This window comes from Pseudomonas sp. LSJ-87, from assembly GCF_032971465.1.
In the GTDB taxonomy this organism is placed as follows: Bacteria; Pseudomonadota; Gammaproteobacteria; order Pseudomonadales; family Pseudomonadaceae; genus Aquipseudomonas; species Aquipseudomonas putida_Z.
Genome location: NZ_JAWJYQ010000029.1, coordinates 63749 through 76526, shown reverse-complemented (window position 1 = coordinate 76526; position 12778 = coordinate 63749). Strand labels below are relative to the sequence as shown.

The window sequence follows — 12778 nt, the reverse complement described above, 5'->3', positions numbered from 1 at the left end:
CTGCGCCACCTTTCAGCCTTGCGCGATCCCTGTGGGAGCTGGCTTGCCGGCGATGGGCTGCGCAGCGGCCCCATTTCCTCTTCACCTGCCTCTGCCGACCGCCACAACACAAAGCCCGCCCTCCACCGCACACCTGCAGCAATGCCCGTCTACACTCGACTTCATACCACTTGAATGTGAGGCCGCTATGCCGCTGATGCCGGCCATCCTGTTGCTGCTCCTGATTTTGTGGAACACAGCGGCCGGCGCCCTGACCCTGACAGACGAGGAGAAAGCCTGGTTGGCTGCCCACCCGCAGCTGAGCCTGGGTGTAGACGCCTCTTGGCCACCGTTCGAGTTTCGCGACCAGGAGGGCCGATACCAGGGATTGGCCGCCGATTACATCGCCACGATCCAGCAACGCCTGGGTGTGACGCTCAAACCGGTCGAACCCAGCAGCTGGACCGAGGTACTGGCGCAAGCCCGTGAAAGCCGCATCGACCTACTGCCCGGCATCATGTCCACCCCCGAACGGCAAGGCTACCTGGCCTTCACCCGGCCGTACCTCGACTTCCCCATCGTCATCCTCGCCCACAAAGGCGGCGCACAGCCGCGCAACCTGGACGACCTGTACGGTCTGAAGATTGCCGTGGTCGAAAACTACGCCCCGCACGAACTGCTGCGCACCCACCACCCGGACCTCAACCTGGTGGCCCTGCCCAACGTCAGTTCCACCCTGCAGGCCCTGGCCACCGACGAAGTGGACGCGGTGGTCGGCGACCTCGCTTCAAGCATCTGGAGCCTGCGCCAGCTCAAGCTCGACGGCCTCTACGTCAGCGGTGAAACGCCCTACCGCTACCAGCTGGCCATGGCTGCCCCGCGCGACAAGAAGGTGCTGGTCGGCATTCTCGACAAAGTGATGGCCGACATGAGCAGCGGCGAAGTCAGCCAGATCCAGCAACGCTGGGTGGGCAATGTGGTCGACCAACGGATGTTCTGGTCGGACCTGCTGGTATACGGTCTGCCCGCGGTGCTGGTATTGATGGCCGTGCTGGCAGTGGTCATCCGCATCAACCGCCGGCTCAGTTCGGAAATTTCCCGGCGCATCGCCCTGGAACAGGAACTGCGCAGCAGCGAGTACCACTATCGCAGCCTGGTCGAGAGCCTGTCCGCAATCGCCTGGGAGGCCGACGCCAACGACTTCACCTACAGCTACGTCTCACCCCACGCCGAAGGCCTGCTCGGCTACCCATTGGCCGACTGGCTCAAGCCCGGCTTCTGGCGCAGCATCCTGCACCCGGAGGATGCCCTCTGGGCCCAGGCCTACTGCGACAGCGAAACCGCCGCCGGGCGCGACCACAGCCTCGACTACCGGGTAATCCGGGCCGATGGCCAGCCATTGTGGGTACGCAACATCGTCAGCATGATCGAGCATGGCCACCAGCCGGTGATGCGTGGCCTGATGATCGACATCAGCGAGACCAAGCGCACCGAGGACGCCCTGCGTCTGTCCGAGCAGAAGTTCGCCTCAGTGTTCCAGCAGTGCCCCGACATCCTGCTGATCGCCCGCCACAGCGACGGCTGCCTGCTGGAGGTGAACGAAGCCTTCGAAGAGCAGATCGGCCTCACCCCGGGCCAGGTAATCGGCCGCACCGCCACCGAGCTCAACCTGTGGGGCGTCGAAGGCACCGGCCCGCGGCTGCTCGAACGCCTGCACCGGGGCGGTATCCGCAACCTGGAAATGAGCTTCCGCCGCAGTAACGGCCAACTGTTCACCGGCCTGACCTCGGCCGAAACCTTCGAACTCGACGGCAACCTCGCGCTGGTGGTGGCGGTACGCGACATCAGCCAGCTCAAGGAAACCCAGGAGCAGCTGCAAACCTCGGAAGAGAAATTCGCCAAGGCCTTCCATGCCTCGCCCGATGGCCTGCTGCTGTCGCGCCAGAGCGACGGCTTGCTGCTCGAAGTGAACGAGGGCTTCTGTCGCCTGACCGGCTATGACCTCAGCCCGACCCTCGACCAGACCTCGCTGGACCTGGGCATCTGGGTCGACCTCAACGAACGCAAGCGCCTGGTCGAACAGCTCAACCGCGACGGCTTCGTACGCGACTTCACGTGCCACCTGCGCCGCAGCGATGGGCAGATTCGCCTCTGCGAGCTCTCTGCACGGCCGCTGCCGATTGCTGGCGACGACTGCATGCTGACCATCGCCCGCGACATCACCGAGCGCCACCTGATGCAGGAAAAACTGCAGCTGGCCGCCACCGTGTTCGAAAACACCGCCGAAGGCGTGCTGATCACCGACATCGACCAGCGCATCAGTGCCGTCAACCGCGCCTTCAGCGAAATCACCGGCTACAGCGAGATCGAAGCCCTCGGCCAGACCCCGCGCCTGCTTGCCTCCGGCCAGCACGACAGCGCGTTCTATGTCGCCATGTGGCACCAGCTGACCGACGAAGGCCACTGGCAAGGCGAGATCTACAACAAGCGCAAGAACGGTGAGCTGTACCCCGGCTGGCTGACCATCAGCGCCGTGCGCAACAGAGAGCGCGAGATCACCCACTTCGTCGCCGTGTTTGCCGACATCTCCAGCCTCAAGCACGCCCAGGCCAAGCTCGACTACCAGGCCCACCACGACCCGCTGACCGGCCTGCCCAATCGTGCCCTGTTCGAGAACCGCCTGCAGGCCGCACTCACCTGCTCGCAAGTGTCCAACCGCAAGGGCGCGGTGCTGTTCCTTGACCTCGACCGTTTCAAGCACATCAACGACAGCCTCGGCCACCCGGTCGGCGACCTGCTGCTCAAGGGCATCGCCCAACGCCTGAAGGAGCAGGTGCGTGATGTCGACACCGTGGCCCGCCTGGGCGGCGACGAGTTCATCATCCTGCTGCCCGGCTTGCACAAACCCAGTGACGCCAGCGCCATCGCCAACAAGCTGCTGACCTGCTTCAACGCGCCGTTCCAAGCCGGCGAGCACGAGTTCTTCACCAGCGCCAGCATCGGCATCAGCCTTTATCCACAGGACGGCACCGACGTTTCCACACTGATTCGCAACGCCGACGCAGCCATGTACCGCTCCAAAGCCAAGGGCCGCAACCGCGTCGAAGCCTACACCCTCGACCTCACCGCCCAGGCCAGCGAACGCATCGCCCTGGAGCACGAACTGCGCCGCGCCATCGAGCGCAACGAACTGAGCCTGTGCTTCCAGCCCAAGCTCAGCCTCAAGACCCAGAGCCTGGTCGGCGCCGAAGCGCTGATCCGCTGGAGCCACCCGACCTTTGGTGAAGTGCCGCCAGAGCACTTCATCCACCTGGCGGAAGAGAACGGCACCATCCTCCAGATCGGCGACTGGGTGCTGGAACAGGCCTGCCGGCAGATGCAGGCCTGGAAGATGCACTACGACCCCTTTGGCCCGCTGTCGATAAACCTCGCCGGCGCCCAACTGCGCCACCCCCACCTTGCCCGACGCATCGAACAGTTGCTGAAGCACTACCAGCTCAAGGCCGGCGACCTGCAGCTGGAAATCACCGAAAACTTCATCATGAGCCAGGCAGAGGAAGCCCTGGCCGTGCTGTACCAGCTGAAGAAGCTGGGCGTGCAGCTGGCCATCGACGACTTCGGCACAGGTTATTCATCGCTGAGCTACCTCAAGCGCCTGCCGCTGGACATCCTCAAGATCGACAAATCGTTCATCCGCGGCCTGCCCGACGACCCCCACGACGCCGCCATCGCCCGCGCGATCATCGCCCTGGGCCGCAGCATGCAGCTGACCATCATTGCCGAGGGTGTGGAAAACCAGGCCCAGCAACGCTTCCTGGCGGCTGAAGGCTGTGAGCAGATCCAGGGCTACATCGTCAGCCTGCCCCTGCCCCCGGACGACTTCGCGGCGACGTTTCTTCGCATAGCACTATCGGATCTTTCAGATGGCACAGGTGCGAAACCCTCGTTATAATCCGGCCACTTACTGAGGGCCTATAGCTCAGTCGGTTAGAGCAGAGGACTCATAATCCTTTGGTCCACGGTTCGAGTCCGTGTGGGCCCACCAGATGCGAAAAAAGCCGCGCGATTGCGCGGCTTTTTTTGTCTGTGTTCAGGCGGTGAATCACGCTCGCTTCTTCGGGGCATGCCCGGCCGCCTCATTTGCGAAGCTTCCAGGCAGGTGATAGGGCGCACGGCTCACTTCCATGTCAGCCATTCGAAGTGCTTCCCATCCCTTCATCGCCAAAGCGACCGTCCTCGGCACAGGCTTTTCTCCACTACGATAGTAAGCCAACATGCGCCTGCTCAAGCCCAATTCCCGAGCTGCGCGATCCAATGTCAGCTCATGCTTAGCCATCCAGTTCCAGATGAGCTCATGTGAACACTCCCCTGCCTGCTCCACCGCCCGTGCGCGCAGGTTGTCCGCAGCAAGTTCAAGACTGTCGTCATTGGCCCAGATGACTGTGTCTTGCCACTCACCAATCGCAGCCGTTGCAAATACCTTGGGATCCGCAAGCGGGCCCAGAGTCGCGTGCTTCTCAATGATTTCATCCAGCGCCACGGTGAATTGCTGCCCATCCGCAAAAGTCAGTAGCAAGGTGCAAGGGGCAGTGACGGCCACCTCTGTGAGTTGAAAATGTTTGTTGGTCATGGATTCAGCTCCTCCCACATTGCTAGTAGTCGAGCCCTGTTCCGCGAAGCCCATTCAAGCGCCTCGCTCATCTCGCGCAAGGAAACCCGTGAACCACCGAAACCGGCCAGCGGGGACAGGTCATTGATCCCAATCAGTGCCTGACGGCCATCACTGAAACGCAGATGGAAATGCGGTGGTAGATGGTCGTTTGCGTAGAGATAGATTACGCAATTGGATAATCGATGGATCGTGGGCATGAGCTCATCATATAGTGCAATGGTTGCACCAAACAGTACCATCCGACCAATCTGTTCACAGCCCCAAAAATGTAACTCTTTTGGTTATTCCCCTCTCGACCGCGTCTCAGCCTGCCGCCGATTGCAGAAGGTCATACCCGCCGTAAAGTCCTGCGTGCCCAGCGACATCGCCCCGATCATCAGGTCGCCCCAGATTGGACCGCGTCAGCGCAGCCAGCCGTGACTGCCCTTGCTCTGGCCAGCACTGGCTGGCTAGGCTAGCGGGTCAACCGTAGAGACTCGCCATGTCGGATTCCCGCTCCATCACGCTGGATGAAATCGATCGCCAGCTGATCGCCCTGCTGCAGATAAACGCCCGCGAAAGCGTCGCCACCCTCGCCCGCCAGCTGGGCATCGCCCGCACCACCGTCAACTCGCGCCTGGAGCGGTTGGAGAAGAACAAGGTCATCTCCGGCTATGGCGTACGCCTGGGCCAGCGGGTGATGGGTGGGGGGCTGCAGGCGTATGTGGGGATCAAGGTGCAGCCGCGCTCGGGCAAGGAGGTGGTGCGGCGCCTGAGTGCCATGGGCCAGGTGCAGCAGCTGTGCGCAGTGAGCGGGGAATTCGATTATGTGGCCTGGCTGCGTACGGATTCGCCCGAGCAACTGGACCAGTTGCTTGATCAGATCGGCAGTGTCGACGGGGTGGAGAAGACCACCACGTCGATCATTCTCAGCAGCAAGGTGGACCGCGGGCAGCCGCTCTGAACCTGGCTGGCGGTCAGGCCTCCTGGCCGTCGAGCAGGCCTTCCAGAATCGCCGAAAGGCTTTCGGCGGAATGCTGCATCGACCAGACGATGTCACGGCTGCGCTCGGGGGCGTGATGCTGGGCGTAGTCGGTGGCGATCTGATTGAGACCACGGGCCAGCAGGCAGGCGTGGACCAAGGCGTCTGCGGCGTCGATGCCGGAGCGTATGGCGAATAATGGCGGGTGGCTGGATTCGCAGTTGCAGAAGGTTTTTTCTGCGGTGGGTTTCAGTTTTTCGGGTTGGTCGGGTAAGCGTTTGGTCATGGTATAGCCTCCAAATCACAAGGGTGATCGGCGGCCAATCGCATCCTTCTCACGGGAATTGGGTGGCAGCCATGCACGAGGTGAGAACCGGCGAACTTGGAGGCGCGTACCCGGCCAGGCAAAGCCTGCCCGCGCACAGCTGCCATAGCAGTGCGCCTCCAGAATGGTCCGCGGGTTCTCACGCCCGATCGCCGAATTTCCGGCGACCCAGTGAAGTTAACGATGAAGCGATTCCCGCGATGCCAGACCGAGGCGGTAGAGGGCGTAGGGTAATTCCCTATTTCATGGCATGGGTGTAGGCAATGTCTGATCGACCGCATGGCAAGGGCAACACAGCCCCCTGTGGGAGCGGGTTTACCCGCGAATGCGTCGGTAGATTCACTGCAGCATTCGCGGGTAAACCCGCTCCCACATAGACCGGTTCCACTCTTGGATTAGTCAATCGCCTGCTTCGTCGTAATGCGCCTAAATAGTACTATTTCGACGATACAAGCTACATTCAGACAACAATCTGCACCTTAATAACGAACACCCCACTCCCTAAAATGGCCCCCAGGCATCTCCTATACTCAGGCTCCGCCCGCTGCGCAGCCTCTCTGGCAAGGTCACTTCATGAACAAGAAAAACCGCCACCCCGCCGATGGTAAAAAACCCGTCACCATCTTCGGCCCGGATTTCCCCTTCGCCTTCGACGACTGGCTGGAACACCCCGCAGGGCTGGGCAGCATCCCGGCCGAGCGCCATGGTGAGGAAGTGGCAATCGTGGGCGCCGGTATCGCCGGCCTGGTGGCAGCCTACGAGCTGATGAAGCTGGGCCTCAAGCCGGTGGTATACGAAGCATCCAAGCTGGGTGGCCGGCTGCGCTCGCAAACCTTCAACGGCACCGACGGGATCATCGCCGAACTGGGTGGCATGCGCTTCCCGGTGTCGTCCACTGCCTTTTACCACTACGTGGACAAGCTGGGCCTGGAGACCAAACCGTTCCCCAACCCGCTGACCCCGGCCTCGGGCAGCACGGTGATCGACCTGGAAGGCCAGACCTACTACGCCGAAAAACCCACCGACCTGCCCAAGCTGTTCCACGAAGTGGCCGATGCCTGGGCCGACGCGCTGGAAAGCGGTGCCCGGTTCGCCGACATCCAGCAGGCCATCCGCGACCGTGACGTACCGCGCCTGAAAGAGCTGTGGAACAAGCTGGTACCGCTGTGGGACGACCGCACCTTCTACGACTTCGTCGCCACCTCGCGCTCGTTCGCCCAGCTGAGCTTCCAGCACCGCGAAGTGTTCGGCCAGGTCGGCTTCGGCACCGGCGGCTGGGACTCGGACTTCCCCAACTCGATGCTGGAAATCTTCCGCGTGGTGATGACCAACTGCGACGACCACCAACACCTGGTAGTCGGCGGTGTGGAGCAGGTACCGCAAGGCATCTGGCGCCATGTACCGGAGCGTTGCGTGCATTGGCCGGAAGGCACAAGCCTGAGCGGGCTGCATGGCGGCGCACCGCGTACCGGGGTCAAGCGCATCGCCCGCGCCGCCGATGGCCGCCTGGCGGTCACCGACAACTGGGGCGACACCCGTCACTACAGTGCCGTGCTCGCCACCTGCCAGACCTGGCTGCTGACCACCCAGATCGACTGCGAGGAATCGCTGTTCTCGCAAAAGATGTGGATGGCCCTGGACCGCACCCGCTACATGCAGTCGTCGAAGACCTTCGTCATGGTCGACCGGCCGTTCTGGAAGGACAAGGACCCGGAAACCGGCCGCGACCTGATGAGCATGACCCTCACCGATCGCCTCACCCGTGGCACCTACCTGTTCGACAACGGTGACGACAAGCCGGGGGTGATCTGCCTGTCCTACTCGTGGATGAGCGATGCGCTGAAGATGCTGCCGCACCCGGTGGAAAAACGCGTGCAACTGGCCCTGGATGCACTGAAGAAGATCTACCCGAAGACCGACATCGCCGGGCACATCATCGGCGACCCGATCACCGTTTCCTGGGAAGCCGACCCGCACTTCCTCGGCGCCTTCAAGGGCGCGCTGCCTGGGCACTACCGCTACAACCAGCGCATGTACGCGCACTTCATGCAGCAGGACATGCCTGCCGAGCAGCGCGGCATGTTCATCGCCGGTGACGATGTGTCGTGGACGCCGGCCTGGGTGGAAGGCGCGGTACAGACATCGCTGAATGCGGTGTGGGGTATCATGAATCACTTCGGTGGCCGCACCCACCCGGACAACCCCGGCCCAGGCGATGTGTTCGACGAAATCGGCCCGATCGCCCTGCCGGACTGAGACAAGGAGGCAGCATGCGCATCGCTCTGTTCCAGGGCGCACCCAAGCCACTGGACGTGCCCGGCAACCTGCAACGGTTGCGCCACCAGGCGCAACTGGCGGCCGAACGCGGCGCCAGTTTGCTGGTGTGCCCGGAGATGTTCCTGACCGGCTACAACATCGGCCTGGACCAGGTCGAGCGCCTGGCCGAGGCCGTCGATGGCCCGGCGGCCATGGAGGTGGTGGAGATCGCCCAGGCGCACCGCATCGCAATCGTCTATGGCTACCCGGAGCGTGGCGATGATGGCGCCATCTACAACAGTGTGCAGTTGATCGATGCGCACGGCCGCAGCCTGAGCAACTATCGCAAGACCCACCTGTTCGGCGAGCTGGACCGCTCGATGTTCAGCGCAGGTTCCGATCACTTCCCGGTGGTGGACCTGGATGGCTGGAAGGTCGGCCTGCTGATCTGCTACGACATCGAGTTCCCGGAGAATGCCCGGCGCCTGGCGCTGGACGGCGCCGAGCTGATCCTGGTGCCGACGGCGAACATGTCGCCGTACGACTTCATCTGCCAGGTGACCGTGAGGGCGCGGGCGCAGGAGAACCAGTGCTACCTGGTGTATGCCAACTACTGCGGCTCGGAAGGCGAGATCCAGTATTGCGGGCAGAGCAGCATCATCGGCCCAGATGGCAGCCTGCTGGCCATGGCCGGGCGGGACGAATGCCAGTTGCTGGCGGAGCTGGAGCATGAGCGGGTGGTGCAGGGGCGGGGGGCGTTTCCTTACCTGAGCGATCTGCGCCAGGAGCTGCATCTGCGTAAAGGCTGACAGGGGCCGCTGTGCGGCCCATTCGCGGGTAAACCCGCTCCCACAGGGTAAATCACAGGCCTGAAAGCTGTGCAGTGCCTGTGGGAGCGGGTTTACCCGCGAAGAGGCCGGGCCTGCAAACAAATGGGTTAGCATGGACAGCAGTTACCGGAGCCCCCATGCCTGACGCCACCCGCCACCTCACCCTCGCCAACGGCCTGCAGCTGACCCTGCGCCACGCCCCGCGCCTGAAGCGCTCGGCCGCGGCCCTGCGGGTGCACGCGGGTAGCCACGACGCGCCGACCAATTGGCCCGGCCTGGCCCACTTTCTGGAGCACCTGTTCTTCCTCGGCACCTCGTGCTTCCCTCTGGACGACGGCCTGATGCGCTACGTGCAGGCCCTCGGCGGCCAGGTCAACGCCAGCACCCGCGAACGCACCACCGACTTCTTCTTCGAGGTCCCACCCAGCGCCCTGGCCGGGGGGCTGGAGCGCCTGTGCCAGATGTTGGCCGAACCAGACCTGGGCATCGAGCGCCAACGCCGCGAACGCGAAGTAATCCATGCCGAGTTCATTGCCTGGTCGCGCAACCCTCAGGCACAGCAGCAGTTCGCCTTACTGCAATCGGCAGCGCCCGGCCATCCATTGGGCGCTTTTCATGCCGGTAACCGGCACACCCTGGCCTTCCAGGATCCTGCCTTCCAGCAAGCGCTCGGTGGATTTCACCAGCGCTTCTACCAAGGCGGCCAGGTCACCCTGAGCCTGTGCGGCCCGCAATCGCTGGATGAACTGGAATTGCTGGGCCGGCAGCACGCCAAGCTGTTCGCAACGGGTGAACGGGTGCCACAAGCTCTGCCACCGCCTTTATCGACGACCGACACGCACCTGTTGTTCAGCCACGAAAACCTGCCGGCAGGTGCCGACCAGGCCCTTGAGTTGCTGATCGCCTGCCTCGGCGATAGCCGCCCGGGCACCTGGCTGCACGCGCTTCGCCAGCGTGGCTGGCTGCAAGGCTTCAAGGCCGAGGCGCTGTATGCCTTCGCTGGGCAGTTGCTGTGGCACATTGATCTGAAGCTGAGCGAGGACGCCTGCCCAGAGGAAGCCGATGCCCTGTTGCAGGGCTGGTTCGGCTTCATCCGCCAGGCCGCCCCTGAGCATTTGAGTGCCGAGTTCGAACTGCTGCAGCAAAGCCGCGAACACAGCGCCAGCGCGCTTGAGCTGGCCCGCCGAGACAGCGCCGGCCAGCCGTTCAGCGGTTTGGACACACAAGGCTTGCAGGCCCTTCGCGCCCTGCTGGAAGGCCTGCCGGGCCGCGAACATGGGCACTGGCAACTGCCTGCCGTCGATCCCTTGCTCCTGGCCGACTTGCCTGATGCCAGGTCGCACCCGTTGCCAGCGGCACTGAAAGTCAGCGACCAGCTGCCTGGCGCTCGTCAGTACGCGGCGCTGTACCTGCGCTGGCATGTCCCGTCCCCCTTGCGCCAGCGCCTGCATGCGCTGCTCGAACGCGCCTTGCACCCCCTGCAGGAGCGCTGCGAGCGCGTATCGGTGCAGCTGCAGTTCAGTACCGCTGGCGAATATTGGCAACTGCGCTGCGCCGGGCTGCCGACAGCGGTATTGCGCACTGTGGAACAGGCCTTGGCACTGATGCTCAAGCCCCCGGCAGGAAGCTGGCTGCCGAGTTCGACGCAGCCTCCGGCACTGATCCCCATCCGGGCCCTGCTCAAGCAGCTGCCCGACGCCGTGTTGGACGCCGAGCCTGCACCTGCTCCGGCCTGCCCCCTGGCACAGACGCATCTCGACAGCCTGTGGCAGCAAGCACGCTGGCACGGCCTGGCTGCCGGCTTCGACGATGCCGCCCTGAACGCATTGGGCACCGTGCTGCAGCACTGCCCTGGCCAAGGCTCGGCGCCTGGCCCTCTGCCCGCCTGGGCCAACCACCGTTGGCAACATGCCGAAGTACCTGGCAGTGAGCATGCCCTGCTGCTGTTCTGCCCACTGCCGGCGGCCATGGAAGCCGCTGGCCGCCTGCTCGCCCATTTGCTGCAAGGGCCGGTTTACCAACGGCTGCGGGTAGAATTGCAACTCGGCTATGCGGTATTCAGTACCTTTCGTCAGGTCGAGGGGGTCGGCGGCCTGCTGTTCGGGGTCCAGTCGCCTCATGCCAGCCAGGTACAGATCCTCGACCACCTGCTCACCTTGCTGCGCGAGGGCGTCACCCTGGCCCCTGCCGCTCGTCAGGCCCTGGCCGGGCAATTCGATGAACCGGCGATGGGCAACGCCGAAGTCGCCGAATGGGCGTGGCAGACATTCCTGGCCACACAACCCGGCAAGCTGGATGCGCTGCGCAGGTCTATCCTGAAAACGCGGCAGACGGATCTGGACCATCTGCTGAGCCACTTGCTCGATACAGGCTCCACTTGGCTATGCCTTGCCAACGCTGCCGCACCAGATGCTTCCTGGCTGGGTACAACCCCATGATTGTTACGAAAACCGCAACGGAGTTTTCGAATAATTAACCTTTCGGTACAAATTTTTCTTGTAAGATAGCGCAATCCCAGCCATGGGAACCTCCAGCCAATGGCGGTACCCAAGTAGTAGCTGACAAACCCACCCCCTCATCCGGAAGGAGTAATTCCATGTGGACCAAACCTGCATACACTGATCTGCGCATCGGCTTCGAAGTCACCATGTACTTCGCCAACCGCTAAGCCCGGCTTACGGTTCAACGCCTCGGCCTGCCGGGGCGTTTTCGTTTTTTCGCTACGGTTTCTGCAGAGAGAGTGGCCATGTACATCCAGGTTCTCGGTTCCGCCGCCGGCGGCGGGTTCCCACAGTGGAACTGCAACTGCGTCAACTGCAAGGGCTTGCGTGACGGCACCCTGCGGGCCACGCCACGCACTCAGTCGTCCATCGCCCTGTCCGACGACGGCGTGCACTGGGTGCTGTGCAATGCCTCGCCCGACATTCGCGCCCAGCTCCAGGCCTTTGCGCCGATGCAGCCGGCCCGCGCCCTACGCGACACCGGCATCAACGCCATCATCCTGCTGGACAGCCAGATCGACCACACCACCGGCCTGCTCAGCCTGCGCGAAGGCTGCCCGCACCAGGTGTGGTGCACCGATATGGTCCACCAGGACCTGACCACCGGCTTCCCGCTGTTCAACATGCTCAGCCACTGGAACGGCGGCCTGCAGTGGAACCGCATCGAGCTGGAAGGCAGCTTCATCATCGACGCCTGCCCCAACCTGCGCTTCACCCCGTTCCCCCTGCGCAGCGCCGCGCCGCCCTACTCGCCGCACCGCTTCGACCCGCACCCGGGCGACAACCTTGGCCTGCTGGTCGAGGACACCCGCACCGGCGGCAAGCTGTTCTACGCCCCGGGCCTGGGCCAGGTGGACGACAAGCTGCTGACGATGATGCACGGCGCCGACTGCCTGCTGGTCGACGGCACCCTGTGGGAAGATGATGAAATGCAGCGCCGTGGCGTGGGCACCCGCACCGGCCGCGAGATGGGCCACCTGGCGCAGAACGGCCCAGGCGGCATGCTGGAGGTACTGGATGGCTTCCCGCGCCAGCGCAAGGTACTTATCCACATCAACAACACCAACCCGATTCTCGACGAAGACTCGCCCGAGCGTGCCGAAGTGCTGCGCCGGGGTGTGGAAGTGGCCTTTGATGGCATGAGTGTCGAGTTGTAACAGCCAGATTGCACAAGCAACACAGGCCCTGTGGGAGCGGGTTCACCCGCGAAGAATCCCACACAGTGTATGGCACCGGCTTCGCCGGTGTTCGCGG

10 protein-coding genes and 1 tRNA gene are annotated in these 12778 nt (G+C 63.4%); 8 read left to right on the top strand and 3 right to left on the bottom strand.

Translation table 11 applies throughout. From position 1 onward, the window contains the following. Nucleotides 1-187: 187 nt before the first annotated feature. On the top strand, nucleotides 188-3931 hold the full coding sequence (locus RYH74_RS18070; RefSeq protein ID WP_317409858.1) for an EAL domain-containing protein: 3744 nt from the start codon (nucleotides 188-190) through the stop codon (nucleotides 3929-3931). A gap of 16 nt (nucleotides 3932-3947) precedes the next feature. Further along, nucleotides 3948-4024 (top strand) — tRNA-Ile (locus RYH74_RS18065). A gap of 57 nt (nucleotides 4025-4081) precedes the next feature. On the opposite strand, the gene RYH74_RS18060 is transcribed toward RYH74_RS18065, so the two are convergent. Continuing rightward, nucleotides 4082-4609 (bottom strand): DUF2442 domain-containing protein, encoded by a 528-nt coding sequence (locus RYH74_RS18060; protein ID WP_075044401.1) that lies wholly within the window; start codon nucleotides 4607-4609, stop codon nucleotides 4082-4084. Continuing rightward, nucleotides 4606-4848, bottom strand: a complete 243-nt coding sequence (locus RYH74_RS18055; RefSeq protein WP_075046929.1) for a DUF4160 domain-containing protein — start codon at nucleotides 4846-4848, stop codon at nucleotides 4606-4608. Before RYH74_RS18055 ends, RYH74_RS18060 begins: the two co-directional genes overlap by 4 nt. A gap of 284 nt (nucleotides 4849-5132) precedes the next feature. On the opposite strand from RYH74_RS18055, the gene RYH74_RS18050 reads away from it, so the two are divergent. Further along, nucleotides 5133-5594: an Lrp/AsnC family transcriptional regulator gene (locus RYH74_RS18050; protein ID WP_015268712.1), complete on the top strand. Its 462-nt coding sequence runs from the start codon at nucleotides 5133-5135 to the stop codon at nucleotides 5592-5594. Nucleotides 5595-5607: 13 nt separating this feature from the next. On the opposite strand, the gene RYH74_RS18045 is transcribed toward RYH74_RS18050, so the two are convergent. Further along, nucleotides 5608-5898, bottom strand: a complete 291-nt coding sequence (locus RYH74_RS18045; RefSeq protein WP_075044400.1) for a hypothetical protein — start codon at nucleotides 5896-5898, stop codon at nucleotides 5608-5610. A gap of 612 nt (nucleotides 5899-6510) precedes the next feature. Between RYH74_RS18045 and RYH74_RS18040 the strand changes: the two genes are divergently transcribed. From RYH74_RS18040 to pqqB, 5 genes are all read left to right on the top strand, one after another. Continuing rightward, nucleotides 6511-8193, top strand: a complete 1683-nt coding sequence (locus RYH74_RS18040; protein ID WP_013970572.1) for a flavin monoamine oxidase family protein — start codon at nucleotides 6511-6513, stop codon at nucleotides 8191-8193. A gap of 14 nt (nucleotides 8194-8207) precedes the next feature. Continuing rightward, nucleotides 8208-9002 carry a carbon-nitrogen hydrolase family protein gene (locus RYH74_RS18035; RefSeq protein WP_317409857.1) on the top strand — a complete coding sequence of 265 codons (795 nt, stop codon included), beginning with the start codon at nucleotides 8208-8210 and terminating at the stop codon, nucleotides 9000-9002. 158 nt (nucleotides 9003-9160) lie between these two features. Continuing rightward, a complete protein-coding gene (gene pqqF, locus RYH74_RS18030; protein ID WP_317409856.1) occupies nucleotides 9161-11461 on the top strand; it encodes a pyrroloquinoline quinone biosynthesis protein PqqF in 2301 nt (766 codons plus the stop codon). A 158-nt stretch (nucleotides 11462-11619) separates the two neighbouring features. Then, nucleotides 11620-11691, top strand: coding sequence for a pyrroloquinoline quinone precursor peptide PqqA (gene pqqA, locus RYH74_RS18025; protein WP_003243383.1), 72 nt, complete (start codon nucleotides 11620-11622; stop codon nucleotides 11689-11691). Nucleotides 11692-11769: 78 nt separating this feature from the next. Then, nucleotides 11770-12681, top strand: coding sequence for a pyrroloquinoline quinone biosynthesis protein PqqB (gene pqqB, locus RYH74_RS18020; protein ID WP_317409855.1), 912 nt, complete (start codon nucleotides 11770-11772; stop codon nucleotides 12679-12681). The last annotated feature ends 97 nt before the right edge of the window (nucleotides 12682-12778 follow it).

What these genes read in the sequence shown, in the direction of transcription:
- RYH74_RS18050 (WP_015268712.1), top strand. Translation starts at nt 5,133, where the DNA reads ATGTCGGATTCCCGCTCCATCACGCTGGATGAAATCGATCGCCAGCTG.
- RYH74_RS18040 (WP_013970572.1), top strand. Translation starts at nt 6,511, where the DNA reads ATGAACAAGAAAAACCGCCACCCCGCCGATGGTAAAAAACCCGTCACC.
- pqqB (WP_317409855.1), top strand. Translation starts at nt 11,770, where the DNA reads ATGTACATCCAGGTTCTCGGTTCCGCCGCCGGCGGCGGGTTCCCACAG.
- RYH74_RS18060 (WP_075044401.1), bottom strand. Translation starts at nt 4,609, where the DNA reads ATGACCAACAAACATTTTCAACTCACAGAGGTGGCCGTCACTGCCCCT.
- RYH74_RS18035 (WP_317409857.1), top strand. Translation starts at nt 8,208, where the DNA reads ATGCGCATCGCTCTGTTCCAGGGCGCACCCAAGCCACTGGACGTGCCC.
- RYH74_RS18070 (WP_317409858.1), top strand. Translation starts at nt 188, where the DNA reads ATGCCGCTGATGCCGGCCATCCTGTTGCTGCTCCTGATTTTGTGGAAC.
- RYH74_RS18045 (WP_075044400.1), bottom strand. Translation starts at nt 5,898, where the DNA reads ATGACCAAACGCTTACCCGACCAACCCGAAAAACTGAAACCCACCGCA.
- RYH74_RS18055 (WP_075046929.1), bottom strand. Translation starts at nt 4,848, where the DNA reads ATGCCCACGATCCATCGATTATCCAATTGCGTAATCTATCTCTACGCA.
- pqqF (WP_317409856.1), top strand. Translation starts at nt 9,161, where the DNA reads ATGCCTGACGCCACCCGCCACCTCACCCTCGCCAACGGCCTGCAGCTG.